Annotated in this window: 25 protein-coding genes and 1 tRNA gene; 8 read left to right on the plus strand and 18 right to left on the minus strand. The window is 49.9% G+C overall.

Going from position 1 to position 25,984, the window contains the following annotated elements; all coding sequences use genetic code 11:
- The first annotated feature begins 54 nt into the window (after nucleotides 1-54).
- Together ACSTTO_RS05540 and ACSTTO_RS05545 are read left to right on the plus strand one after the other, a co-directional pair.
- Nucleotides 55-339, plus strand: a complete 285-nt coding sequence (locus ACSTTO_RS05540; RefSeq protein WP_439272131.1) for a hypothetical protein — start codon at nucleotides 55-57, stop codon at nucleotides 337-339.
- Between the two features lie 413 nt (nucleotides 340-752).
- Complete coding sequence (locus ACSTTO_RS05545; protein WP_439272132.1) at nucleotides 753-3,263, plus strand: GcvT family protein; 2,511 nt, start codon at nucleotides 753-755, stop codon at nucleotides 3,261-3,263.
- Nucleotides 3,264-3,401: 138 nt separating this feature from the next.
- Here ACSTTO_RS05545 and ACSTTO_RS05550 read toward each other — a convergent pair whose 3' ends face one another.
- Nucleotides 3,402-4,400 carry a GlxA family transcriptional regulator gene (locus ACSTTO_RS05550; protein ID WP_439272133.1) on the minus strand — a complete coding sequence of 333 codons (999 nt, stop codon included), beginning with the start codon at nucleotides 4,398-4,400 and terminating at the stop codon, nucleotides 3,402-3,404.
- A 464-nt stretch (nucleotides 4,401-4,864) separates the two neighbouring features.
- Here ACSTTO_RS05550 and ACSTTO_RS05555 point away from each other — a divergent pair, with 464 nt between their 5' ends.
- Complete coding sequence (locus tag ACSTTO_RS05555) at nucleotides 4,865-4,999, plus strand: entericidin A/B family lipoprotein (RefSeq protein ID WP_439272134.1); 135 nt, start codon at nucleotides 4,865-4,867, stop codon at nucleotides 4,997-4,999.
- A gap of 65 nt (nucleotides 5,000-5,064) precedes the next feature.
- Here the strand turns inward: ACSTTO_RS05555 and ACSTTO_RS05560 are convergent, their stop codons facing one another.
- From ACSTTO_RS05560 to ACSTTO_RS05570, 3 genes are all read right to left on the minus strand, one after another.
- A complete protein-coding gene (locus ACSTTO_RS05560; RefSeq protein WP_439272135.1) occupies nucleotides 5,065-6,129 on the minus strand; it encodes a quaternary amine ABC transporter ATP-binding protein in 1,065 nt (354 codons plus the stop codon).
- A complete protein-coding gene (locus tag ACSTTO_RS05565) occupies nucleotides 6,119-7,009 on the minus strand; it encodes an ABC transporter permease (RefSeq protein ID WP_439272136.1) in 891 nt (296 codons plus the stop codon). Before ACSTTO_RS05565 ends, ACSTTO_RS05560 begins: the two co-directional genes overlap by 11 nt.
- A gap of 237 nt (nucleotides 7,010-7,246) precedes the next feature.
- Nucleotides 7,247-8,257, minus strand: a complete 1,011-nt coding sequence (locus ACSTTO_RS05570; RefSeq protein WP_439272137.1) for an ABC transporter substrate-binding protein — start codon at nucleotides 8,255-8,257, stop codon at nucleotides 7,247-7,249.
- 901 nt (nucleotides 8,258-9,158) lie between these two features.
- Here ACSTTO_RS05570 and ACSTTO_RS05575 point away from each other — a divergent pair.
- A complete protein-coding gene (locus tag ACSTTO_RS05575; RefSeq protein ID WP_439272138.1) occupies nucleotides 9,159-9,587 on the plus strand; it encodes an EamA family transporter in 429 nt (142 codons plus the stop codon).
- A gap of 47 nt (nucleotides 9,588-9,634) precedes the next feature.
- Here ACSTTO_RS05575 and ACSTTO_RS05580 read toward each other — a convergent pair whose 3' ends face one another.
- Nucleotides 9,635-10,420, minus strand: coding sequence for a TSUP family transporter (locus ACSTTO_RS05580; protein WP_439272139.1), 786 nt, complete (start codon nucleotides 10,418-10,420; stop codon nucleotides 9,635-9,637).
- Here ACSTTO_RS05580 and ACSTTO_RS05585 point away from each other — a divergent pair.
- Nucleotides 10,419-10,571, plus strand: coding sequence for a hypothetical protein (locus ACSTTO_RS05585; protein WP_439272140.1), 153 nt, complete (start codon nucleotides 10,419-10,421; stop codon nucleotides 10,569-10,571). The genes ACSTTO_RS05580 and ACSTTO_RS05585 overlap by 2 nt on opposite strands.
- Before the next feature lie 69 nt (nucleotides 10,572-10,640).
- Entirely contained in the window at nucleotides 10,641-11,090 is a 450-nt protein-coding gene (locus tag ACSTTO_RS05590) for a tellurite resistance TerB family protein (protein WP_439272141.1), read from the plus strand.
- 13 nt (nucleotides 11,091-11,103) lie between these two features.
- Here ACSTTO_RS05590 and ACSTTO_RS05595 read toward each other — a convergent pair whose 3' ends face one another.
- Together ACSTTO_RS05595 and ACSTTO_RS05600 are read right to left on the minus strand one after the other, a co-directional pair.
- The gene (locus ACSTTO_RS05595) at nucleotides 11,104-12,111 is read right to left on the minus strand and encodes a P1 family peptidase (protein ID WP_439272142.1); all 1,008 of its coding nucleotides are present in this window, start codon (nucleotides 12,109-12,111) and stop codon (nucleotides 11,104-11,106) included.
- Between the two features lie 48 nt (nucleotides 12,112-12,159).
- The gene (locus ACSTTO_RS05600; protein ID WP_439272143.1) at nucleotides 12,160-13,260 is read right to left on the minus strand and encodes an ABC transporter substrate-binding protein; all 1,101 of its coding nucleotides are present in this window, start codon (nucleotides 13,258-13,260) and stop codon (nucleotides 12,160-12,162) included.
- A 362-nt stretch (nucleotides 13,261-13,622) separates the two neighbouring features.
- Between ACSTTO_RS05600 and ACSTTO_RS05605 the strand changes: the two genes are divergently transcribed.
- Together ACSTTO_RS05605 and ACSTTO_RS05610 are read left to right on the plus strand one after the other, a co-directional pair.
- The gene (locus tag ACSTTO_RS05605) at nucleotides 13,623-14,165 is read left to right on the plus strand and encodes a flavin reductase (RefSeq protein ID WP_439272144.1); all 543 of its coding nucleotides are present in this window, start codon (nucleotides 13,623-13,625) and stop codon (nucleotides 14,163-14,165) included.
- A gap of 219 nt (nucleotides 14,166-14,384) precedes the next feature.
- Nucleotides 14,385-14,885, plus strand: coding sequence for a hypothetical protein (locus ACSTTO_RS05610; RefSeq protein WP_439272145.1), 501 nt, complete (start codon nucleotides 14,385-14,387; stop codon nucleotides 14,883-14,885).
- A gap of 134 nt (nucleotides 14,886-15,019) precedes the next feature.
- Here ACSTTO_RS05610 and ACSTTO_RS05615 read toward each other — a convergent pair whose 3' ends face one another.
- From ACSTTO_RS05615 to ACSTTO_RS05665, 11 genes are all read right to left on the minus strand, one after another.
- Nucleotides 15,020-15,781, minus strand: a complete 762-nt coding sequence (locus ACSTTO_RS05615) for an ABC transporter ATP-binding protein (RefSeq protein ID WP_439272146.1) — start codon at nucleotides 15,779-15,781, stop codon at nucleotides 15,020-15,022.
- Nucleotides 15,778-16,614 (minus strand): ABC transporter ATP-binding protein, encoded by an 837-nt coding sequence (locus tag ACSTTO_RS05620; protein WP_439272147.1) that lies wholly within the window; start codon nucleotides 16,612-16,614, stop codon nucleotides 15,778-15,780. The genes ACSTTO_RS05615 and ACSTTO_RS05620 overlap by 4 nt, the downstream gene beginning before the upstream one ends.
- Nucleotides 16,611-17,540 carry an ABC transporter permease gene (locus ACSTTO_RS05625; protein ID WP_439272148.1) on the minus strand — a complete coding sequence of 310 codons (930 nt, stop codon included), beginning with the start codon at nucleotides 17,538-17,540 and terminating at the stop codon, nucleotides 16,611-16,613. The genes ACSTTO_RS05620 and ACSTTO_RS05625 overlap by 4 nt, the downstream gene beginning before the upstream one ends.
- Nucleotides 17,537-18,601: an ABC transporter permease gene (locus ACSTTO_RS05630; protein ID WP_439272149.1), complete on the minus strand. Its 1,065-nt coding sequence runs from the start codon at nucleotides 18,599-18,601 to the stop codon at nucleotides 17,537-17,539. The genes ACSTTO_RS05625 and ACSTTO_RS05630 overlap by 4 nt, the downstream gene beginning before the upstream one ends.
- A gap of 6 nt (nucleotides 18,602-18,607) precedes the next feature.
- Nucleotides 18,608-20,233, minus strand: a complete 1,626-nt coding sequence (locus tag ACSTTO_RS05635) for an ABC transporter substrate-binding protein (protein ID WP_439272198.1) — start codon at nucleotides 20,231-20,233, stop codon at nucleotides 18,608-18,610.
- 246 nt (nucleotides 20,234-20,479) lie between these two features.
- A complete protein-coding gene (locus ACSTTO_RS05640; protein WP_439272150.1) occupies nucleotides 20,480-21,544 on the minus strand; it encodes a dipeptidase in 1,065 nt (354 codons plus the stop codon).
- A 364-nt stretch (nucleotides 21,545-21,908) separates the two neighbouring features.
- Nucleotides 21,909-22,553 carry an outer membrane protein gene (locus ACSTTO_RS05645; protein ID WP_439272151.1) on the minus strand — a complete coding sequence of 215 codons (645 nt, stop codon included), beginning with the start codon at nucleotides 22,551-22,553 and terminating at the stop codon, nucleotides 21,909-21,911.
- 188 nt (nucleotides 22,554-22,741) lie between these two features.
- A complete protein-coding gene (radC, locus tag ACSTTO_RS05650) occupies nucleotides 22,742-23,503 on the minus strand; it encodes a RadC family protein (RefSeq protein ID WP_439272199.1) in 762 nt (253 codons plus the stop codon).
- Between the two features lie 371 nt (nucleotides 23,504-23,874).
- Nucleotides 23,875-24,708, minus strand: a complete 834-nt coding sequence (gene map / locus ACSTTO_RS05655) for a type I methionyl aminopeptidase (RefSeq protein ID WP_439272152.1) — start codon at nucleotides 24,706-24,708, stop codon at nucleotides 23,875-23,877.
- A 96-nt stretch (nucleotides 24,709-24,804) separates the two neighbouring features.
- A complete protein-coding gene (gene sfsA / locus ACSTTO_RS05660; RefSeq protein ID WP_439272153.1) occupies nucleotides 24,805-25,509 on the minus strand; it encodes a DNA/RNA nuclease SfsA in 705 nt (234 codons plus the stop codon).
- 105 nt (nucleotides 25,510-25,614) lie between these two features.
- Nucleotides 25,615-25,689: transfer RNA gene (locus ACSTTO_RS05665), tRNA-Glu, on the minus strand.
- Between the last annotated feature and the right edge of the window lie 295 nt (nucleotides 25,690-25,984).

The raw sequence follows: 25,984 nt of genomic DNA on the forward strand, positions 1-25,984 counted from the left end.
ATGACTTATATGGTTTGTGCAGTTTGTACCGCAGTTTTGATCAAGGGGATGGCTATGTTGAATGTGAAAAAAACCGGTTTTGGCAGTTTTGTCCTGATTGCCGGTCTTCTGGCAGGGGCGGGCTCATCTCTTGCTGCATCGGTGCTCAACAGCGACAATACTGCACAGACATTGGTGGTAACGGAAGGTTCTTCCAAGCAGCAGGTGACTATTCAGCCTGGTGAAAAAGTTACCATTTGCCCGAGCGGTTGCTTTATCACTTTTCCTAATGGTGATCGTGAAGCCCTGAGCGGTAATGAGGCAATTACAATTCTCAATGGCGGCGGCACACATAAATAACACTGCCGTTTGTGTTTTTTTAAAAAAAGGCTGTGATTGCGCGGGCAATTGCAGCTTTTTTTGCGCAAGCTTTCAGGTTAAGGGTTCCGGCTTTTGACAGGAAGGTTGCGTCTCTCTTTTTTGTTATCGGTGCATTTTGCATATGGACAGAAATGTGCAGCAAAATTACCGCGTCGCGGCGTTTTTCGACAGTGTCGCAAACAGACCTTACAAGGAACTGAACTGGCAGCATAGTAGCGTTAAAGGATCGGAGGAGGGGCCTGATTGCAGGCGCCTTGAAATGGTCTGATACGCCTTGGTGTGTTGGTTTGCAGGCAGGGGAACGCCTTGCAAATGATACGCTCTTGTAAACTGTTGCAGTGCTTATCCGTCTTTACAGAAAAGCGGTATTGCCGTTCAGAGGAAAAAATTTCATGAAAACCCATGCCCGTGCGGTTGTGATTGGTGGCGGTGTGGTAGGTGTTTCTACGCTCTACCATCTGGCAAAAAAAGGCTGGACAGATTCGGTGCTGATTGAGCGCAAGGAGCTGACTTCAGGTTCAACATGGCATGCGGCAGGTTTGTTGCCCTTGTTTAACCTGAGCTATTCTGTTGGCCAGATTCATAAATATTCGGTCAAATTCTATCAGGAGCTGGAAAAGGAAACCGGCCTTAATGTCGGCTTTAGCAATTGCACCAATATTCGCCTTGCACGCACCAAGGATCGCTGGGATGAATATATGTATTATGCAGGGGTGGCAGAGACGATTGGCGTGCCGGTGAAATTATTGACACCGGAAGAGGTCAAGGAAGTCTGGCCATTGGCCGAAACGGACGGCATTCTCGGTGCAATCCAGCATCCTGATGATGGTTATATTCAACCGGCAGATCTTACACAGGCATTGGCAAAGGGCGCGCGTGATATGGGCGCCACGATTTACCGTTACACCACAGTAACCGGTATTGAGCAATTGCCGGATGGCAAATGGCTTGTCAGGACAGACAAGGGCGATATTACGGCAGATCATGTGGTTTCGGCATCGGGCAGTTTTGCTGCCAAAACCGGCAAGATGGTTGGCCTGACTGTGCCGGTGGTGCCGGTTGAGCATCAATATATTGTCACCGAGCCGCATCCGGCCATTATGGAGCGTAAGGCCAAAGGTTTGCCGGAAATGGGTGTGCTGCGCGAGAGTGACAGCTCATGGTATATGCGCGAGGAAAATGGCGGCCTGTTGCTCGGGCCTTATGAAATCGGCGCACCGGTCTGTTATCAGGACGGGCCTTCGGATGATTGCGAATATGAGCTGTTTCAGGAAGATCTTGAGCGCCTGATGCCTTATATTGAAACAGCGATTGCGCGTGTTCCGGCCTTTGGCGAGGTGGGGATTAAAAAAGTCTATAATGGTGCAATTGCCTATACGCCGGATGGCAATCCTATTATCGGGCCTGCACCGGGGCTGAAAAACTTTTGGCTCAATGAGGGGCATTCCTTTGGTGTGACTGCTGCAGGCGGCGCCGGCTGGCAATTGGCGGAATGGATTGTGGAGGGCGAGCCATCCATTGATATGATGGGTGTCGATCCGCGTCGTTTTGGCCCTTATGTAACGGAGGGCTATCTTAAGGAAAAAGCCGAAGAAGCCTATGCCGATGTTTTCACAGTGCATTATCCTGATGAAGAACGCGCTGCGGCACGCCCGCTGAAGTGCTCGCCATCCTATGACCGGCAAAAGGCGCTTGGCGGTGTATTCGGCTCGGTTTATGGCTGGGAGCGAGCCAACTGGTTTGCGCCGGAGGGCTATGGCATTGACGTGGCTTCACTGGATAAGCCTGATGTGCTTCTTAACCAGAACCACCCCGCACCGGACAGCAACGGCAAGGTGCAGGAATTATGGTCATTCCGCCGCTCAAATTATTTTGAGCATGTTGGCAATGAGGTGAAGAATGTTGCCACAAATGTCGGCCTGCTGGATATGTCGCCATTTGCTAAAATGGAAGTGACAGGCCCTGGTGCGCGGCAGTGGCTGGATAGTATCCTTGCCAATCGTATCCCCAAAAAACAGGGGCGTGTTGCCTTGTGCCATATGCTGACCCCGCAAGGCGGTGTGCAAAGTGAATTCACGGTCTATGAATGGAAGCCCGGCAGTTTCTATCTGGTTTCTGCCGGTGCATATGAAAATATTGACCATGATTATCTCTTTAAACTGGCACCGAAAGACGGCTCGGTTATTTTGCGGCCGATCACACAGAAATATGGTGTGTTGGTGCTGGCAGGGCCAAACAGCCGCAAGGTGCTGCAGAAACTAACCCGCACCAGCCTTGCCAATGAGCATTTCCCGTGGCTGACAGGCAAGGAAATCAGCATTGGCACAGCAACGGCGCATGCCCTGCGGGTTAATTTTGTGGGTGAACTGGGCTGGGAGCTGCATCACCCGATTGAGCAGCAAAACACAATCTATGATCTGGTGATGGAAGCAGGTGAAGAATATGGCATCAAGCCGTTTGGCATCCGTGCTCTTCTGGCAATGGGGCTTGAAAAATCCTATCGCCTGATCCCGCGGGAAATGTCGGTGGAATATAATGCATTTGAATCCGGTCTGGATCGTTTTGTGCATCCGGATAAAGGTGCCTTTATTGGCCGTGATGCGGTTGTTGCTGCAAGGGAAAAAGGCCTGCGCTGGAACTTTGTGACAATGGAAGTTCATGGTGTTGAAGATGCGGATGCCCGCGGCTCTGAGGCAATCTATAAAGACGGCAAGCTGGTCGGGCGTGCAACCAATGGCGGTTTTGCCTGGCGGCTTGATAAGAGTATTGCTCTGGCAATGGTAAGGCCGGAACATGCAGAAATAGGCACAGAGCTGGAAATTAAAATTCTGGGCAAGCTGCATAAAGCAACAATTATTCCGGAATCGCCGTTTGATCCGGAGAATGAACGCCTGAGAGCATAAATTATACTCTTGCTAGCGGCTGTTTACATTGATCAGACACCGGAATTTCTAAGGAATTGCCGGTGTTTGATGTGAACAACAAAGCAGTTTAATTGCTATAGATATGATAAAGGCCGGTTGAACCGGCCTTTATATATTTTACGCAGCTATGAGCTGTTTTCTGTCGGCGCGCTCTTGTTGTGGTGAGCGGCCATAAAGCTCACGATAGCATTTGGAAAAATGTGAGGCGGAAACAAAGCCGCAGGCAACCGCCACCTCAACAATCGGCATCGAAGACTGAATAAGCAGATGACGGGCGCGGTCAAGGCGGATTTCCAGATAGTAACGGGCAGGTGAACGCCCCATTTCCTGACGGAACAGGCGTTCGATCTGGCGGCGCGACAGGCCGACATTGCCCGCCACATCCAGAAGGGATAATGGCTCGGTAAGGCAGTTTTCCATCATCTCAATAATGGACAGAACCTTGGAATTCTGCACGCCAAGGCGCGCACGCAGCGGCAGGCGCTGGCGGTCATGCGGTTTGCGCACGCGGTCTGTCAGCGCCTGTTCACAGATACGGTTGACCAGATTGTCATCAAAATCATCGCCGATCAGTTTCAGCATCATATCAAGGGCTGCAGTACCGCCGGCACAGGTATAGAGATTGCTGTCAATCTCAAACAGGTCTGCATAGACCTCAGCTTTAGGAAAAGTCTCGGAAAAGCCCGGCAAATTCTCCCAGTGGATGGCGCAGCGTTTGCCAGAAAGCAGCCCCGCCGAGGCAACAATATGTGCGCCTGTGCACAGGCCGCCAACTGAAATGCCGCGATTATAAGATTCACGCAGCCAGGCCAGAACAGATTTGTTCTGATAATTTTCCACATGCACACCAGAGCAGACAAAGACCATGCTCGGGCGGCTTTCACCGATAAGATGGCGGCGCTCATCATCAAGTGATGTGTTGACGGAAATTTCAATATCGCTGGAGGCTGTAACCGGCTTGCCGTCGGCAGAGGCCAAGCGCCAGCGATAGGCTTCATAACCGAGCATACGGTTGGCAATACGCAAGGGTTCAATGGCTGTGGCAAAGGCGATCATTGAGAAATCAGGCACCAGAAAAAACACAATAGACCGCTTGAGCCGTGCTTTATCATTCATGGCTATGTTCCCGCATTTTATTTTTTTATATTGGTTAATTCTATACTGAAAACGCCTGTTTTCTGTTCCCATACAGACGGCGCAATCAGGATATTTGTATTGAGACATATTCTTTGGATTTAGGGAAGTGCGGCCAAATGCCTGTCGTAAAATGGCAGTTTGTTAACGGATAATGGCGCGCAAAGGCAAAAAAATTTAGTTCAGAGAATTTCGCTGAATTGGCATATGTCGCGTATAGAGCGTAAATTTTTCTGTTTTTTCACTTTTTCTGCGTCAAGCTTGTCAGGCAAGGTTTGGCTTTGTCAGTCTGGTCTGACTTTTTGCACGGGACTGGGATATTTATTTATCTGTTATTGCATTGACTTTGCATGCACTTAAAAACAGATTATTGCGAATGCAGTGCTCCGGCGCATTGGTATATTCAAGCAAAGGTGCTGTTAATATAAAATCTGGGAGATATTCTGATGAAGTCCTCTGTCTTTGCTCCGCTTGTTATTGTGCTTTGTGCATTATCCCTTGCAGCCTGCGCCAATACTGTGCGTGGTGTGGGAAAAGACGTTAAAGATACTGGCCGTGCTTTGCAGCAGGCGGTTCAATAAAATATTCCGTCCGGAAATAACAAAGCCCGCCATAATGGCGGGCTTTGTTATCTGGAGGAGCTGCTTCAACGCCGTACCATGGCAGCCATAACAGAGCTTGCCGATGTCTGGCCGATGATCCTGCCCTGATCACAACAAATATTGATCTCTTCTGCATTCTCCTCAACCAGTTTGCGCATTACATCTTCCAGCAGACTGTCAAAACGAACAGTGGGCAGATTATTGCCGGATTGCGGCGCGGTCATAATTGTTTCTACGCGAATTACACGGCCGCGATTAACCTCCTGAACAAAGCTTTCAATATAAGAATCTGCCGGATTGAGCACAATATCCTGCCCTGTGCCTTGCTGAATAATCTCACCATCACGCAGGATGGCAATCCTGTCACCAAGCCTTAAGGCCTCATCAAGGTCGTGGGTGATAAAAACGATGGTTTTTTTGATTTCCTTCTGCAAATCCAGCAAGACGGTTTGCATATCCACGCGGATCAATGGATCAAGCGCGGAAAAAGCTTCATCCATCAGCAGGATGGGCGCATCATTGGTAAGCGCCCTCGCAAGGCCAACGCGCTGCTGCATGCCGCCGGAGAGCTGGTTCGGATATTTTTCCTCAAAACCCTTGAGGCCAACGCGCTCAATCCAGCGATGGGCTTCATCCAGCTGTCTGGTGCGAGACACGCCCTGAATTTCGAGCCCGTAAACTGTGTTTTCCAGCACTGTACGGTGCGGCAGCAGGGCAAATTTTTGAAATACCATTGCGGTTTTGTGTCGCCGGAACTGGCGCAATTGTGCCTGCGACATGGTTACAACATCTTCCCCGTCCACCAGCAACTGGCCGCTTGTCGGGTCGATCAGGCGGTTGATATGGCGGATGAGTGTGGATTTTCCCGAGCCGGACAACCCCATCACCACCTGAATACCGCCCGCCGGCATATTAATATTGATGTTGCGCAAGCCCAGAATATGACCATGCTTGTCGTTGAGCTCGGCTTTGGTCATTCCGCTTTTAACAAGCGGTACAAAGGCTTGCGGATCGTGGCCAAAAATCTTGTAAAGATTGCGGATTGAAATGCCGGCGGCTTTTGATACAGGCTCCGGTGTTGACATATGTGATTGAGAATTACTGGCCATGGGTGATCTCCAGATGCTTTTGCAAGCGTGCGCCATAAGCCTGACTGATACGGTCGAAGATGATAGCAATGCCGACAATGGCCATGCCGTTGAAAATGCCCAGTGTAAAATATTGGTTGGAAATGGCTTTCAGCACTGGCTGGCCAAGCCCCTGCACACCGATCATTGAGGCGATTACCACCATGGCCAGCGCCATCATAATGGTCTGATTGATGCCGGCCATGATTGTGGGCAGCGCCAGCGGCAATTGTACATTTTTAAGTTTTTGCCACGGAGAGGAACCAAAGGCATCTGCGGCTTCGAGCACATCACGGTCAACCTGCCGGATGCCAAGATTGGTGAGGCGGATAATGGGCGGAATGGCATAGATAACCACCGCAATCAGCCCCGGCACGCGGCCTATGCCAAGCAGCATGACAACGGGGATGAGATAAACAAAGCTTGGCATGGTTTGCATAATATCCAGAACAGGGCTGACAATGCTTTGCAAACGGTTGGAACGCGCCATAAGAATGCCAATGGGAATGCCGACCAGAATGGCCAGAACCGTACAGACGAAAATCATCGAGATTGTTTTCATCGTGTCATCCCACATGCCAAGATAGCCAATGATAAACAGGGTGATGACAGTGCCGATGGTAATTTTGAGGCTGCGACTGGAAAACCATGCAATGGCAGCAATAAGCAACAGAATAATCGGCCAGGGTGTGCCGGTCATAAAACGCTCTGCCTTGATGAGAAAATATTGCAACGGATCGAAAAAGCCTTCAATGGCATCGCCATAGCTGCGGGTGAAACTGCGGAAGGCCTCGTCAATGCTTTTCTTAAGATTGGTCAGAATAGCATTATCAAGGTTGGGAAAACGGTACAGCCAGTCCATAAAATGTCTGTCTCCTGTTATTTTCATGGGGTGCGGCCTTGCCTGCAAAGCATGAAAATATCTGCCTTTACGCGGCCGGTATTGTTGTGCCGGAAAGCGATAAAAAGTGCCGGCAGGCATTTTTGCTGCCGGTTTTCGCTGCAGGCGGCCTTGCTGGTTATTCAAAGCCGCCTTCAGACCGGGTTTGACGGGATAAGTACGCTTTTTAGCGCGCTTTTTTAGCGGACAGAGCCTGTATCAGATGGCAGCCTTAACCTTTTCCGCCACATCTGCCGGCACCCATTTTGTCCACATATCCTCGTAGTTTTTAAGGAAATAGATGGCAGCCTGCTCACCCGTTGCCTGATTATCGGTCATCCATGCGAGCAGCTTGTTCAATGTTGCATTCGACCATGAACGGTTTTTAAGATAATCAAGGGCAGGGCCTGCGCGCTTGGAAAATTTATCGGTTACCAGTGTTTCCACGCGGTCTTTCGGCCAGCCGTTTTTCTTCGGGTCAGGGCAGTCAAGCACAGTGTTGCAGCGTTTCCATTCGGCTTCATCAATCTCATAGCCGGTTTTAAGCATAACCATGTCATATTTGCCGAGCAGGGCCGTTGGCGCCCAGTAAAAAGCCACAATCGGTTCCTTGCGTTCATTCGCCTTGGAAATTGCGCCATCAAGCCCTGCGGCAGAACCGGTATCAATAAGATTGAAGCCGGCTTTTTCAAAACCAAAAGCCTTGAAAAACTGGCTGGTTACAACTGTGCCGCCCCAGCCTGGCGCACCATTGTAAATAGCGCCTTTGGATGGATTTTCCGGATCAGGAAACAATTCCGGATGTTTGAGAAGATCATCAAAGGTTTTAATATCCGGATGCTTTTCTGCAATATATCTGGGGATCCACCAGCCCTGTTCACCACCGTCGGGCAGGGATTGGGACAAGGCAATGATCTTGCCATCGTCAAAGCCTTTTTTGACAATATCCGGTAAAAGATCCACCCAGCCCTCCGGTGCAATATCCGGCTGGCCTTTCTCAACCATTGAGGTAATGGTTGGCACAGTATCGCCAACCACAATTTCAGCATTGCAGCCATAGCCCGCATTGAGAATAATCTTGTCGAGATTGGACAGTAATTCTGCGGATTGCCAGTTCATATTGGAGATGGTGACATCACCGCATTCGGCAGCCTGAGCAGTAACCGGCATCAGGGCTGTAGCGGCCAAAACACCGGCAGCCAGAATTGTTGAGGCAAGCAGCTTCTTCATTCTATTTTCTCCTATTCCCCGTGGTACTGTTTTTATCTGTTCCGGTGGTACCGGTGCCGGAGCAGTTCTGTTGTGCTATGCAATATTTTAAGAGGCAGTGTGAGCGGTTCGCCAACGACGAACTGTAACTTATTAACGACATCAGCAGAAAAAGCCCGAAAAAATCGGAATTTTTTATTTTTTATTCAATAAATACTATAATTATAGTGTTATTAAGGATGCATTCGTTGTGATTTTATAAGTAAATAAAATTTTATAAAATATTTTTTGCCTGACAGTTCTTCACTGCAGGTTCAGTTTAAGCCGCAGGTTCAGCTAAGACCACAGGCGCAATCAGGATTATAGCCGGTTTTATTTGCAAAGGCAGCCCAACAGGCCTTATCCGGCATTTTTTGAGAATTTTACGAAGAGAAATTGTGACCAACCGGCCTGTATGCGGCATGGTTTGTTAAGATAGCGACGGCAAAAACCGCGCTGGTGCTGAAAGCTGCGCGGTCATTGCCAAAATACGCCGGCACATCTGCCATACTCAAACTGGCAGATTTGAGAAACAACTCCGGTACGCAGTACCTGATCCGGAGTAAGAGGCTTGATGTCTCTTACTCACTTTTTTAAACGGACATTGTTACTGTTCGGTTAGCAAGAGTTTAACGTGCGGTAAATATTGCCTGTTTTTTGCATTTTTATGCTGCAGCTGCCTATTATTTTCCATGCGTTATTTTAATGCTGCAAGAAGTGAAATTAATATGTGCTGATAGCTTGCAATTCAAAATATGAAGTATTTTTATTGTGCAGGATAAAACAAAACGGCGGGATTGTTCTTATCCTTCGTTCATCGCATGCATGGCGAGCAAGGCCGCTTCATACCTTTGGTTCGCAAATGTTCTGGAAGGGTATAATAATGACAGAGAGCTGGCAGTTCTGGGCTCTGGTTTCCGCAGCTTTTGCGGCATTAACAGCGATTTTTGCCAAGATAGGTATTTCCGGTATTAACTCTGATTTTGCTACTTTTATTCGCACATTGGTGATTATTGCCGCGCTCTGCCTGTTTCTTACCATCAGCGGGCAATGGCAGAAAACTTCCGAGATTTCTGCCAAAAGCTGGTTATTTCTTGTTCTTTCCGGTCTTGCGACCGGAGCCTCATGGATTGCCTATTTTCGTGCATTGAAAATTGGGGATGCATCGCGCGTGGCACCGGTTGATAAATTATCCATTATTATGGTGGCGATTTTTGGTGTGGTTTTTCTGGGGGAAAAGCTCTCAGCAATCAATTGGTTAGGGGTAATAATGATTGGCAGCGGTGTGATCTTGTTGACATTAAAGATGTGAATGGCTGAAGCGGTGTGCCCAGCCGGTTTCCTGCCTTTTAAAAAGATCTAAAATCCCATCCACTGGCGCAGCGGATTGGCCGGATCAATCAACAGGCGGATTGTCAGGATAATACAGGTGATGATCAGAAGTGGCTTGATCAGCTTGGCGCCGACACGCATGGCAAGATGTGCGCCGGCTGTTGCGCCAAACATTTGTGCCGCTCCCATGATCAAACCAACTTTCCAGTTGATCACGCCGACCGCCGCAAAAGCCAGAAAACTGCCGAAATTTGAGGCGAAATTCAGCAATTTGGTGTGTGCGGTTGCCTTGAGCAGGCTGAAGCCGGCGAGCGATACAAAACACAGCATGAAAAATGAGCCGGTACCCGGGCCAAACAACCCGTCATAAAAACCGATCAGCGGCACAATGGTAATGCCGAAAAGAAAAGGTTTTATACGCTGGGCACGGCTCACATCGCCGATATTGGGCTTGATTGCAAAATAAATGGCAATGGCAATCAAAAGAACCGGCAGCAAACCATAGAGAATATCTCCGGGAATATAGGTGGCGAGCAGGGCGCCAAGCACCGCGCCAAAGCCTGACATGAGAGCTGTTGGCAATTGCTCTCTGATATTCACATGGCCGTTGCGGGCATAGGCAAGGGTTGCCGATGAGGAGCCAAACAGGGATTGCAGCTTGTTGGTGCCAAGGGCTTCCACCGGCGGAATTCCTGCCAGCATCAGCGCAGGCACGGTAATCATGCCGCCTCCGCCGGCAATTGCGTCAATAAAACCGGCAATAAAGCCGGCAAATGCCAGCAGCAGAAGCATAGAATCAATGGAGGCTAACATGAAAACCATCGGAATTGGGGTGAGGTATGAAACAAAGGCGCGCACAGGGCATGCCCCTATCCGCACTGATAAGCAGTGCCGCGCGGGCTTGCAAGATATTTTAAATGATACAGAAATTGTTTATTGCCCTTTATTTATTATGAAAGCATAAAACAGGGCTTGTCATTTGCCCTGTGTGTTGCCAACACTATATGGTGTTACAGCTGTTTTGGGGTTTTGCATGAGTGACACAATTTTTGAGCGGATCAGCAATTATTTAAGTAAAAAAACGGCAGTGCAGCGCCTGTCGGAAGATCCGGCTCTGGTCTCTGAATTGTTGTTGCTGGTGCGGCTTGTTTTTGCAGACGGGCAAAAACATCAGGCCGAGATGAACGCGCTTTTGCATATTATGCAGCATGATTTTGGCATTAAGCCGGAAGAATTGCCGGAAGTGGCCGATTATCTGAAAACCTTTGCCTATGAGACGAGTAACGCGCAGGCCGCCGCCCTGTTCAGTGAAATGGCACCGGAGCGGCGCCAGTCGCTGATCAATCATCTGGTTGCAATTGCACAGGCAGATCATGAGATTCATCCGGCGGAAAGCGCTTTGATTGCCCGTGTGATTGCGCAATTGAATGTTGATCCGGAAGAATTATTTATCCGCCGGCAGGGCGGCGGACAGCCGCAATAGTGCTGTAATGTGCCTATGAGCCAAAACGCTGTTGCCAGCAGGGGAACAGATCATTTTCCTCAGGGCTTGCAAGATAAATGCCGCGTGCAACCGCGCGCGCCATTGTGGCAGCGGCAGAGGCGCAAAGATCAATAAAATCATCAATCGAAGGCTCAATGCCGCTTGCGCCGGTTGCAAGGGCAAAAATAAGATCGCCGTCAAAAGGGGTATGCGCCGGCCAGATTGCCCGGGCATAGCCATCATGGGCGGCAATAGCCAATCTTTTGGCCTGTGCCTTGGTTAATTGGGCGTCGGTGGCAATGGTGCCGATCGTGGTATTGGCCTGTGGTGAGGCGTTGCGGAATTTGATGCGCAATTCCACAGCATCAGCCGGAAGCGGAGACGGATAACCAAGCCCGCCAAATTCGTTGTGATGCTCAAAAGGCGCAGCCCAGAAATGCGCGTTATCACCAATTGTCACAGAGCCAACCGCATTGACCGCAACCAAAGCGCCGGTGGTAATGCCATTTTGCAATTTATGGGAGGCAGAGCCAAGCCCGCCTTTAAGCCCTGCCACAAGGGCGCCTGCACCGGCGCCATGGCTGCCAAGGGCAAATTCAGCCGCAGCATTTTGCGCAGCCTCATAGCCAAGCTCACGATAGGGCGGATATTGATCCCAGTTTTTATCACCGCCATTATGCATATCAAACAGGATTGCCGAGGGCACAATCGGGATCGTGTGACCGGCCGCCTCAAAGCCGATTTTACGCTCGCGCAGCCACGCCTGCACACCGGAGGCGGCATCCAGCCCATAGGCCGAGCCGCCGGACAGCACAATGGCATTAACCTGCTGCACCGTATTATGAGGTTCCAGCAAATCTGTCTCCCGTGCGCCCGGTGCGCCGCCAAGCACCTGCACCGCGGCAACCGTAGGGTGCTCACATAATATGGCGGTAACGCCGGTTTTTATCGTTTTATTCTGCGCGTTACCCACACGCAAACCGGAAACATCGGTGATAAGATTGCGTGATCCTGTCTGCATTTTCTCCCCCCCCTCGGGATAATGTTACAGCCGCCTTTTTCAGGCTGTTTACTGAACCGGCACAAAAATTTTACCGTCAAAGCGCATGAGGCGATAAGGGTTTTCACGCCTTAGCCCCTCATCGGTAAAACTGATCGGCCCTGAAGCGGTTTCAAAATGATTTTTCAATAAATAATCTGTCAGTGAGAGCTGCGGTTCTGCCGGCCTTGTCAGTGCCTGATAGGCAATTTGCATGGCAGAATAGGCAAGCAGGGCATAACCTTCTGCCTGCATGTCGCCGGTGCTGTCTTCCTTACGGGCAAGCGCATTGATTGCTTTGATAGCGGTTTGCGTATCAGTTGTTATGCCGGGCATTAAAGTTACATCAGGCAAGGCACTCATCAGCAGCCCCACCGGCAGGGGATTTGCCGGATCATCATGAAGCAGCATGTCATTGCCGGCTATTGTCAGCGGCAATCCGGCAGCAGCGGCGCTGCGGGCGATAACAGAGGCGTCTGCGCCTTCACCGCCGAGCAATATATGGTTAATACCGGCGCGCTTCAGCCTTGCTATCAGTGCGTTTTGTGCGGTTTGCGCAGGGCGGTAAGTGTCGGTTAATGCCGGTTCAAGCCCGCGTGCTTTCAGCACGGCTAAAACCTGACGTGCAAAATCGCGTCCCTGTACAGTGCCGTCTTCAATCAGGGCAAAGGGCAGGTTGCGCCATGTGGGCAACAGCTGATCCAGCAACAGCTCAATTGCACGATTGCGTTCTGCCTGAAGGCGAAAAATGCCAAAATTGTTTTTTACCTGTAATTCCGCAATATTGGGCTGGCGGCTGCCAAGGCTCAGGACGGCAATATTATCCCGCGCCAGTATTGGTGCTGCCCGCATAAGTGATTCACTGCACAAATATCCGATGACCAGCTGAATTTTTGCTGTTTTTGCACCAAGGCGAATTTTCTCTGCAACGGCTGTATCTTCCTTTGCTTTGCAATGTTCCGGCATAAAAACCAGGCTGACAGGATACTGGTTCTGAATTTTGGCTGCCTCCGCACCAAGCCGGATTTGTTTGCCAAGCAGGGCATAAGGGCCATCAAGCGGTGTGATAATGCCGATATGCAGGGCTGATGCCGTTTGTTCCTGTTGGGCACGGGCAAAATCTGTTGTCAATGCAGAGCTGAATAAAGACAGGCACAGGCAGCAAAATATGGCGGCATATCTCATGAGGTTCGGTTAAACCCTTAACTGAAAAATTATCTCTTTAAGAGGTAAAGTGTTCTGCGCCGGCTTGCAATCATTTGTATAAAAACAGGGCATTTGTATAAAAACGGGGCATTTGTATAAAAAGAGGGCATTTGTATAAAAGGGGGATATTGGTGCAAACAGGGGGCGATCCGGCATTGTCCGGCATCTTCACTGTCATTTGATCATGAATTTATACAGACAGGTGGTGTACAATATGTCGCATAAGTGTATTGAGGATATGAAATTCCGATATGTCTCGTAAATAATGACGTTGCAGAGCAAAGCAGATGAATATGGTAAAACCTTTAGTAACAACAGGTCAGGCGGTTGAGCCGCTGGCCTATCGCAATGCCATGAGCCAGTTTGCCGGCGCGGTTAATATTGTTACGACAGATGGTTCTGCCGGACGGCGCGGCGTGACGCTCTCTGCCGGTTGCTCGGTTTCAGATAATCCGGCAACGATTCTGATCTGCCTGCAGCGTATTCATACAGACAATATGATGTTTATTGAGAATGGTGTTTTTGCCTTCAATGTGCTGCATGCGGGGCAGAAGCAACTGGCAGAGGCCTTTGCCGGCCGCAATCAGCTTTCAACCGAAGAGCGTTTTGCACTGGGGCAGTGGGATAAAATGGCAACCGGCGCGCCGGTTTTGCGCGGTGCATTGGCCAGTCTCGATTGCAGAATTATCTCCAGACAGGATCACACCACACATCATGTATTATTCGGGGAAGTGCTGGCCTTGCGTCAGGCTGCGCCTGATCTGACACAGGAAGGCAGCGGCGAGGCGCTGATTTATCTCAACCGCGCTTATCATCAGCTTAAGATTTGAGACAGGCAAGCGCCGCATATTATCCGCCGTTGTATTTGCTGTTGTTTCACATCTATACGGGCAGGGCATTTAAACAGCCATTGTTTGTGGAGCATGGCGGATTGTGTGCCGGTGTTACCCTGCTGCCACTCGACATTTGAGAAAAAGTGAATAGTTTCAGTTTTGAAACGTGAAGATTTTCACGAATATTATTTATCGAATCTATGAATGAGGGTAGTAATGCGCACCAGTACCGGTACCGCAAAACGCTTTGTACTTCTGGCAATGTTTGCTCCTCTGGTTGCCGCCTGTACCACAACTTCCGGAACAACTCCTGCACAAAATGGTGCGAGCGCCCAGACACAGACACAGGCACCGACGTCTGCTGCCGTGCAGATGCCAAACTTTGCGCCGCTGGTGCGCAAGAATGTTGCGCCGGAACTGGCCAATCCGTGCATTACAGCGGCAGCCAACCGTTACTTTATTCCTGAACGTGTGGTAACTGCGGTGGATAGCCGTCCGGCCGGCGGTGGCAATACAGACGTGATCTTGAAAGTGGATTCACGCGATGCCCGCTGCACAATCAGCGCCAACGGGACTGTGCGATCGGTTGTGGATACCAGCCCGATGAGTGCTGATCAGCGTGCTGCCAATGAAGCCGCCGCAAGAGCTGCAAGCGCACCGGCCAAGGCTGCCGCTCCGGTGAAAAAAGCCCCGGCAAAGCAGAAAAAGGCCGGCTGATCTGAAAAATGACTCATGAAAATAAAAAAGGCCGCGTGTCATAAGACACGCGGCCTTATATGTTATAAGGCATATATTGCAAGGTCGGTGCATTGTTATGATGCACCGGTTTTTTATTTTTTACTGTGTGAATTTCAGCGTTTGAAACCTTCACTCGCAACCATGAGATTGCGGGTATAATCTTCCTTGAAAACACCCTTGGCCAGATCATCAGTCCTGAGCTTTTCAACGATCACACCATTTTGCATCACGGCCAGTTCATCGCACATATGGTTGATCACTGCCAGATCGTGGCTGACCATTACAAAGGTGAGCTTGCGGTCACGGCGCACCTGTTCCAGCAGGTTAAGCACTTCCGCCTGCACGGAAGCATCAAGTGCCGAGGTTGGCTCATCAAGCAATAAAATGCTTGGCTCAACGATCAGCGCACGGGCAATAGCAATGCGCTGGCGCTGCCCGCCGGAAAGCTGGTGCGGATAGCGGAAGCGGAAACCGGAGCCAAGGCCGACTTCATCCAGTGCCCGCACAATGCGCTTTTCTGTATCCCTTATACCATGAATGGCCAGCGGCTCGAGCAGCAGCCGGTCAATGGTCTGGCGCGGGTGCAGGGAGCCATAAGGATCCTGAAACACCATTTGCACAGTGTTGTAGAACTCCTTGTTGCGCGGGCTTGGCACCGGTTTGCCGTTGATTTCCACCTTGCCTGAGCTTGTGGGCGCAAGGCCTGCGACAGCGCGCAATAATGTGGATTTTCCCGAGCCCGATTCCCCCACCAGACCAAAGGATGAGCCGCTTTGCACGGTGATGGAGGCATTTTTTAAAGCATGGAATTCATTGAACATCACATTGAGATTTTCAATGAAAAGAGCCGGAGTTTTGTGATTGTCGGTTGTCATGTACGCCACTCCGCCTGACGCTGCAATGTGGGCAGGGGGTGCCGGTCATGGCCGATTTTCGGCATGCAGTTCAGCAATCCCTGTGTATAGGGGTGTTTGGCATTGGCGAGATCGCTTGCCGCAATTTCTTCAACAATACGCCCCGCATACATAACAATTACACGGTCGCAGAAGGAAGAAACCAGACGAAGATCATGGCTGATAAAGATCAGCCCCATGCCGCGCTCACGCACCAGCTTGTCAAGAATGCCGAGTACTTCAAGCTGAACGGTTACATCCAGAGCCGAGGTTGGCTCATCGGCAATCAGCATTTCCGGCTGGGCAATCAGCATCATGGCAATCATCACGCGCTGCCCCATGCCGCCGGATACTTCATGCGGGTAAAGGTCAAACACACGTTCAGGATCACGGATCTGCACGGCTTCCAGCATTTTCAGAGCTTGTTTGCGTGCTTCCGCTTTTTTTATTGAGCCATGGGCTGAAAGCGTTTCAATGATCTGGCGGCCTATGGTCATCACCGGATTGAGCGAATATTTCGGATCCTGCAGAACCATGGCTACGCGGCTGCCACGCAATGCGCGACGCTCTTTTGGGGAAATGCCGAGTAGGTTAATGCCGTCAAACTCCAGACGTTTGGCGGTAATTTTTGCATGAGAGGGTGTAAGCCCCATGATGGCGCGGCCGGTCTGGGATTTGCCCGAGCCGGATTCTCCCACAATGCCAAGCCTTTCACGGCCGAGCGAGAAGGAAACACCGCGAACGGCCTCAACCGCACCGGTGCGGGTAGGAAATGATACCCGCAGATCATCAACATGAAGAAGTTTATCGCTCATTGGTTGTTGCCTCGCGGATCAAGAGCGTCACGCAGGCCGTCACCAAGCAGGTTAAAGCCAAGGCTGACAACAAGAATGGCCATGCCCGGAACAGCGGCAACCCACCACTGGTCGAGAATGAAGCGGCGTCCGGAGGCAATCATTGCCCCCCATTCAGGCAGCGGCGGCTGCGCACCAAGCCCCAGAAAGCCAAGACCTGCTGCTGTCAGAATAATACCGGCCATATCCAGTGTGACGCGAACAATCAGCGAGGACAGGCAAAGCGGCATAATGTGACGGATAACGATGCGGGCAGGGGATGCTCCCATCAATTTGACTGCGGAAATATAATCGGAATTGCGTAATGTCAGCGTTTCTGCCCGCGCTATTCGGGCATAGGGCGGCCATGAGGTGATGGCAATGGCGATAACCGCATTTTCAATGCCGGGCCCAAGAGCTGCGACAAAGGCAAGTGCCAGAATAAGCTTTGGAAAGGCAAGGAAAATATCGGTGATACGCATCAAGAGCGCATCAAGCCAGCCGCCGGCATAACCGGCAACCGTGCCCACAAGAAGCCCCACCGGTGCCGAGAGAATGGCAACCAGAAGAACCACATAGAGCGTCCAGCGGGAGCCGTAGATCAGACGGGAGAGAATATCGCGCCCCTGATCATCCGTGCCAAGCAGATGCCCGGGCGAGCCCATGGGCAGCAGGCGGGAACCCGCCAGATCGCCGGTTACCGGCGAATAGGGAGCAAGCCATGGGGCAAAGGCGGCAACAATCACCAGCAGGCCGATAATTGTCAGGCCAAGTACGGCCAGCTTGTTGGCGGCAAAACGACGCCAGATCATATAGGAACGGCCAAGTTTTGCCTGTGCGCGGGATTGAGGGCGCTCAGAGAGCAGCCATTCGCGCCATGTTTCTTTAGGTAATGTCGTCTCACTCATCGTGCGCGCGTCCGTGGGTCGAGTGTCCGATAGAGCAGATCGGAAAGCAGATTAAGGGCGATAAACACAGAGCCGATGATAATGGTGCCGCCGAGAACGGCATTCATATCGGCACTTTGCAGGGAGTTGGTAATGTAGAGGCCAAGACCCGGCCATGAGAATACGGTTTCTGTCAGCACCGATCCTTCAAGCATGCCGGCATAGGAGAGCGCAATCACGGTGACGAGCGGCACTGCGGCATTGCGCAGCGCGTGCCCCCAGATGATGCGTGTTTCACTCAAGCCTTTGGCACGTGCAGCAACAATATATTCCTGATCCAGTTCATTGAGCATGAAGGAACGGGTCATGCGGCTGATATAGGCCAGCGAGAAATAGCCAAGCAGTGACGCCGGCAGGATAATATGGGAGAAAATATTACCCAGTGCATCCCATTGGCGCTGAATGATTGCATCCAGCATATAAAGGCCGGTAATCGGCGTGAATGTATATTCATAGGCCACATCAATACGGCCGGGGCCGGCGACAAGGCCCAGTTTGGCATAAAAAATCAACAGGCAGATCATACCTAGCCAGAAAATCGGCACAGAATAGCCAAACAGGCCGATAACGCGCACCAACTGATCAATAAAACTGCCGCGCTTGACCGCCGCAAGCACACCAAGCGGAATGCCAAGCACCGCGCCGATAAGTGTGCCGATGGTTGCAAGCTCCATTGTCGCGGGGAAAACGCGCCTGATATCTGTCATCACCGGATTGGAGGTGAGAACCGACATGCCGAAATCGCCCGACAGTGCTTTTTGAACATAAATGATAAATTGCTGCCAGACAGGCAGGTTAAAGCCCAGCTCCTCACGGGTGCGCTCAATCACATGAGCCGGTGCGCGGTCTCCTAGAATAGCCAGTACCGGATCAATCGGAATAACGCGGCCGATGAAAAAGGTTACGGCGAGCAGGCCGAGATAGGTGGTGATGACGACCAGCAAAAAGCTGCCCACATTGAGAGCCCATTTGCTGATCCGGGCGTTTTTGCGCCCGGATGCTGTTACTGCGGTTACACTCATATCGGTTTATTTCTTCGATACGTTGTAGACGTAATTGTTTGAGAAGGTTGCACCCAGCTTGTAATTTTCAACATTGTTGCGATAGGCGGCAACTTCTGTCTGCTGGAACAAAATAACAAACGGCCCTTCATCCAGAAGTTTCTTTTGCAGGTCGAGATACATCTGCTCACGTTTTGCCGTGTCACGCTCCAGAACAGCTGCTTTGGTTTCTTTGGTCAGCTCCGGAATGTCCCAGGTATTGCGCCATGCAAGGGTTTTGGCCGATGCATTATCACTATTATCAGGATTGCTGGCAAAAGTATCGGCATTGGTGTTTGGATCCCAATAATCCGTACCCCAGTTACCAATATAGAGATCATGCTTGCGGGCGCGGTATTTGGTGAGTGTCTGCTTGCCATCGCCGGGGATGATTTCCATCTTGATGCCGGCCTTGGCAAAGGTTTGCTGAATGGATTCTGCAATGCCGGTTACAGGTTGAGCAGAGCGCACATCCATAGTGATGGAGAAACCATCTTTCAGGCCTGCCTTTTCCAGCAGTTCCTTGGCTTTTTCCACATCCAGCTTGTATGGTTTTTCGTCAGATGCACCGAGCAGGCCTTTAGGCAGGAATGTCTGATGCTGCACGCCAATATGTTTAATCAGTGTTGAGCTGATTGCATCATAATCGACGAGGTATTTCATTGCTTCACGAACTTCCGGCTTTGCCAGAATTTCGTTTTTTTGGTTGAGTGAGAAATAGAGAACCGTACCTTTAGCAGCCGAAGTCAGGGAAACATCCTTGCTATCGGTAAGTGCATCAATATCGCCCGGCTCAAGGTTGCGGGCAACATCAATATCACCTTTTTCAAGCATTAGGCGCTGGGTGGAGCTTTCCGTGACATAGCGGTAAATCACACGTTTGAGCGGAGATTTTTCGCCGCGGTAATTATCGTTACGTTCCAGAACAACAATTTCATTGGCGCGCCAGTCGCGTATGGTCATTGGTCCGGAGCCGGCATAATTGGTTTTCAGCCAGGCATAGCCGTAATCACCATCTTTGGCATTTTCTTCAACCAGTTTTTTATCAACCACAGAGGCAACATCTGCGGTCAGGCAATTGAGCACAAAGCTTGGTGCGTAAGGCTGATCAACAGTGATGACGAGCGTGTTTGCATCAGTTGCCCTGATCTTTTCTTCCACATTATCGGGCTTGAAACCAAACTGGCTGAGGATGAAGGACGGGCTCTTATCCAGTTTGACGGCGCGTACGAGCGAGTAGACCACATCTTCAGCTGTCAACGGATTGCCGGAGGCAAATTTCTGCCCTTCGCGGATTTTGAAAGTATAGGTCAGGCCGTCTTCCGAAACTTCCCAGCTTTCGGCAATATCGCCGATAACCTTGGACGGGTCATTCGGGTCAAGGCGCAGCAGGCGATCATAAGTATTGCCGAGAATTTCTCCCGGAGAAAACTCAAAAGATTCCGCCGGATCCAGCGTGATGATGTCATCGAACATCCACGCCTGGATCAGTGTATCAGCCGGTGTTGCTGCCTGAACAGCCGCCACACTGACAAATGCACCAAGCGCAGCGCCTGCGGCCAGATAGCCTAAACGATTTAAAGCCTTAAGTTTATTCGTTTTATTCGTCATCATATACCCCATATTTATATCCTGATATGTTTGGCTAAAACGATATGGCGATTGTATTTTCACACCGTGTTTACTTTATATAAAACGGAAAATTACTTTCCGTATTGTAGGCCGGTTTATCTTTGCTTCACAAGCGGGCGCAGTTTGTTTTCAGAACAGGTTTGAAAACTGTATGCCTGATTGCTTTTCCTTTGCCTTTATGTGTAATCTGTTTGATCAAAACTGCAATAAAGTGTCTGACAGATAATTTCAGTGATGCTCATGCCAGGCTGAACGCAAAACACGCAGCCAGTTTTCACGGCAGATTTTGGCCAGTTCTTCCTCCCCGTAGCCTGCCTTGCGCAGCGCATTGACCAGGTTTTGTGTGCCTGCAGCATCTGCAATATCATCGGGTATCGGCCCGCCGTCAAAATCCGAGCCGAGCGCCACACCGTTAATTCCCAGTTTCTCAACCAGATAATCAATATGGCGTATCATATCGTCCAGCGGTGTTTGCGTATTCACTTGCCCGTCTTCACGCAGCATGGTGGTTACGTAATTAAGGCCGACAAGGCCGTTGCTCTCACGGATTGCCGCAAGCTGTTTATCTGTGAGATTGCGCGCTACCGGTGTGAGCGCATGGGCATTGGAATGGCTTGCAACCAGTGGCTGATCGGTGATTGCCGCCACATCCCAGAACCCTTTTTCTGTAATATGCGAAAGGTCAATCAGAATACCGAGCCTGTTGCAGACTTTGATCAGCTCTTTGCCTGCATCAGTCAGGCCGGGTGCGGTATCAGGGCTCATCGGATAGGAAAAAGGAACCCCATGACCAAAAATATTATGGCGGCTCCATACAGGGCCGAGTGAGCGTAAACCAGCCTGATAAAACAATTCAAGCGCCTTGAGGTCTTTATCCAGCGGCTCACAGCCTTCCATATGCAGCACTGCAGCAAAATCGCCATCGGTTATGGCATTATCAATATCTTGCCCGCTGCGGCAGATTTTCCAGCCGCCTGCACGTTCCAGCCCGTATGCAATATCGATAAATTCGCTGGCAATATCCAGAGAATAAAGACGCTCCACAGGTTCTGCCAGCGGTGTGTTGTAATGGCCATTATGATCAGGCGCATCAAATGTGGTTTCACCCGTTGCGGGATTGGGAATGTAAATGGCGCAGAGGCCGCCGGCAAGGCCGCCCTTGCGCGCACGTGGCAGGTCGATATGCCCTTGTGTTGTCCCTCCGATAAATTCCTCTACCGGATCTTCACCTTTATTGCGGCTCTCCCAAAGGCGAAGCAGAACATCATTGTGCCCATCGAATACTGCTTGCATTTTCCAATTCCCAATTTCCTCACCCTAACTTAAAATCATGTGACATATTTAAGTCAATATACCGGCAGGAGGGCTTTGTTGATGAGGGCGGGTTTGTGTATCTCAACTCTCTAAACTATGGGCGAAATTAAGCAGGTTAAGCGGAAATTGCGTTAAAATTCTCACAAAACCAGCTTTGATATGCGTAATTTGCATAAGGATATGCATAAAAAACAAAGCATATTGAAAATGGATTCCCTTATTCAGGGTAGTTGATTTTTTAATAAAATCAATATCTTAATATGATTTTTGGTGAAATACATAAAAAGCGTCATATCCACGAAGATATGACGCTTTGAGATTTAAGGTTCAGATTATCGCAGAATCAGAAGCGGTAATTAACGCCTGCCTTGAGGCTGTGGGTCTTGAGATTATTTTCAAAACGTACATTATTTACGTCAGTTTTAACACCATTATGGCGCATATAGTCATATTCGGCCTTAACTGAAAAAGGCCCGGAAAGCTGCTGCTCCACACCTGCGCCAAGCAACACGCCGCCTGCCCATTGGCTGCCGGAGGTGATATTATCCTTAGGCTTGAATTTGGTGACGCCATAACCAACCGTGCCGTAAATGAGCGTTGTATCCATGGCATAACCAAGCTTGGCCTTGGCAACGGTATTCCATGATTGCTGCAAACGGCCGCCATTCTGGATTTTGTGCTCTGCCTCACCAAAATTCAGTTCTGCTTCACCGCCATAGACAAAATTGCCGGACTGGAAATTTTTACCGGCTACAATGCCGCCCAATGCCGAAGTGCGGCTGGAGAACGGGCTTGGTGTTTTGGAGGAAGTGGTGCCAAGCTGTGCGCCGATATAATTACCTTCCCATGTTGCCGGAGCACTATAGTTGGTTGTTGTATCGCTATAGCTGTAATCATTGTTAAAAGCATCGGCAGCAAGGGCTGGCGCAAGTGACTGGGCAAAAGCAATGGTAAAGGCTGCAGTGGCAAAAAGTTTGAAGTGACGCATGATCGGCTCCGTTATACCCGGGAAGAGGTCATTTTTTAAAACTGATGGCGCTTGAATCCTGAAATAACGCGCCTTGAGCCGGTTATGACGTCTAATTGTGACCAATTTGGTTTATGACAGGCAAAATCCCTGCCATAAGGTCTTATTGTTTTGTTTATCATTAACAAAGGGTTAAATCTAATTCGTTGTCATATTAATCCGGCACCGCGCATACTGATATGGCCGGCTTTGCCGATAATAATATGATCATGCACGGTGATGCTCATCGGGGCGGCGATGGATATAATGAGCTTTGTCATATCAATATCCGCGCGCGAGGGGGTTGCATCGCCCGACGGATGGTTGTGAAACAAAATCAAGGCTGTTGCTGAGAGCTCCAATGCCCGCCTGATCACTTCTCGCGGGTAAACCGGTGTATGATCAACGGTGCCGATCTGCTGCACTTCATCGGCAATCAGCCGGTTCTTTTTGTCCAGAAAAAGAATCCGGAATTGTTCCCGGTTTTCATAGGCCATTGCCGTCATACAATAGGCAATAACCTTGCTCCATGAATCCAGTATGTTTTTATTGAGAATTTCACTTTTGCCAAGGCGTCTGGCGCAAGCTTCCAGCAGCTTGATATCCTGTGCCACAGCCTCGCCGCAGCCGCTCACCTCGCGCAATAAATGCGGCTCAGCGCCAAGCACACCGGCAAAACTGCCAAAACGGTTGAGCAAAGCCTTGGCAAGCGGCTTGGTATCGGCACGGGCAATGGTGCGGAATAAAAGCAGTTCCAGCAATTCATAATCTGCAAGAACCTGATCGCCATGTTCGGCAAAACGCTGACGCAAACGCTGCCGGTGTCCGCTATAATGGGGCTTGGCAGATTTGGTTTTTGCGGCAGTTGCCGCGCGTTGTCTGTTATTCTTTTTGTTGTTGCCGGATGGCTGATTTGATGCTGCATCCGGCATTACCGGTGCGGAACTGGCCGGCGCGGCTTTGACAGACTGATCTTCCTGCAGAAACAAGCGGGTTTCATCAATCTCAAGCTGATATGTGGCATCTGCCGTATTTGTTATCCGTGCCATTGCCCAAAACGCCCCTGATATGCCGGTACCCGCAGCCTTTGCTTTGCTTACCTGCGAGGGTTCCTGAATAATAAAAACGCCGGATCCGCCCCGCATATTTTCTTTTTACATTACATGCACATAAAACAATTTTATATTTTTCCGGTTCCAGATTAAGCGGAATAATAAATCTGGTCTATTATAAAATATAAAAAGCTGCCTCCTGTGCGTAAGGCAGCTTTTTATTTTAAATAACTAAATTATCAATTTACCAGTCAGGCGGCATTATTATTCGTTGTGTAGAATATATTCTTTGGTGACAGGGTGAAAATCTCACATCCGTCTTTTGTTACGCCCACAGTGTGCTCATATTGGGCGGTCAGGGAGCGGTCACGCGTGACAGCTGTCCAGCCGTCTTTCAGTATTTTTACATCCGGCCTGCCAAGATTGATCATTGGTTCAATGGTGAAAATCATACCTTCACGGATTTCCACGCCATCATCCGGTTTGCCGTAATGGAGAATATTCGGTGCATCATGAAACAACTGCCCCACACCATGCCCGCAAAAATCGCGCACTGCCGAGCAACGCTGCGATTCAACATAAGTTTGAATGGCTGCGCCGATTGCACCGGTTTTTGCGCCGGGTTTTACGGCGGCAATGCCGCGCAGCAGGCTCTCATAGGTTACTTCCATCAGGCGCTCGGCCGCACGTTTGATGTGGCCTACGGCATACATGCGGCTTGAATCGCCATACCAGCCATCCTGCAGAAACGTGATATCAATATTTACAATATCGCCTTCACGCAGAGGTTTGTCATCGGGAATGCCGTGGCAGACAACATGATTGATGGATGTGCAGGAGCTTTTTGTGTAACCACGATAATTGAGTGTCGCAGGCACCACGCCGCGATCCGCGCCGAATTCAAACACAAAACGGTCAATCTCATTGGTGGTGACGCCGGGTTTAACAATATCATTGAGCGCATCCAGACATTCTGCTGTAATTGCACAAACCTTGCGCATTGCTGCAAAACCCTCAGGGCCATAGAGTCTGATCTGGCCTGTATATTTGAGCGGAGCAGTTGCTGCATCGATATAGGTAACCATGATAATCCGTTATTTATATGTTGTGGCCGGCATATTTGTTATGCGGCTTCGCTTTAGATGCGTAAGCCGGTTTGCGCTATGCTGGCACTTGTTGTGTTACAGGGTCAGAACGGGAACCGTCTGATCTGCGAAAATTGCTTCAGGGCTTATGTGGCACCGAATTGCATAAGCCTCAACCCCGTGTTGGCGCGCTTTTGTAAAAGCTGCAGCATAAACCGGATCAAGGTCGGCACAGACAGACATGGAATCACAATCATTGCGCTGGATGACAAACAGCATAACACCACGATGCCCAGCCTGCACCATTGCGCCAAGTTCGGCAAGGTGACGTGCACCGCGAGCGGTTACACTGTCAGGAAATTCTGCCAGCGTGTCTGTGCGTTTGAAATGCACATTTTTAACTTCCACATAAGTTTTCTGTCCGTTTCCGGTGGTTAGCAAAATATCTATACGGGAATTGCGGCCGTATTTTTGTTCGCGTTTCAGCGTTGAAAAACCGGTGAGTTCAGGAATCATACCGGCGAGAATGGCTTCTTCGGCGATTTTGTTCGGCAGGCCGGTATTGATTCCGACCAATGTGTTTTCAGCCTCAACAATCTGCAGCATATATTCATATTTGCGCGTGGTATTGGCGCTGTGGCTGAGCCATACGGGGGAGCCGGGCGTGGTTAATCCGCGCATGGAGCCGGTATTGGGCACAGAGGCTGTTATCTCTTCGCCGGAAGAGAGGCGGATATCTGCAAGAAAGCGTTTGTAACGTTGCAGCAATGTGCCGCGAATAAGAGGCGAGGGGAAAAGCATAAGCCTGATTAAAGGATAAATGCAGCAAATGCAAAACAGATTTATCCGCACCCGGAATGTATAACTACAATATAACGTGAAAGAAATGATGGAGTAGTAAAGAAATGGTACGCCCAAGGGGAATCGAACCCCTGTCTGCGCCGTGAAAGGGCGCTGTCCTGACCGCTAGACGATGGGCGCCTGTTGGTGAAGCGGCTTATAGCCAAGGCGGCTGTGATGCGCAAGAGGAAAAGTTGGAAAAATATATAAAATATACGAAAAAAATCCGAGACTTATGAAAACGGCAATGGCATGGCTGCCAAATATGCATTTTTAAAAATATGTGCCGTATCGGTATATGGCTGGTTTGCCAGTTTATTTGCTTTATTTTGTAAGGCCGCCAGATGCGGGGCAGTAAAAAAATATCATTGTTATGATGATTCTTTTTGAGGCAGATTTATTGCAAATAAATAAAGGATAAAATTGCAGATACTGA

Origin of the sequence: Pseudochrobactrum albidum, from assembly GCF_051851455.1 — a bacterium.
Classification (GTDB): Bacteria; Pseudomonadota; Alphaproteobacteria; order Rhizobiales; family Rhizobiaceae; genus Pseudochrobactrum.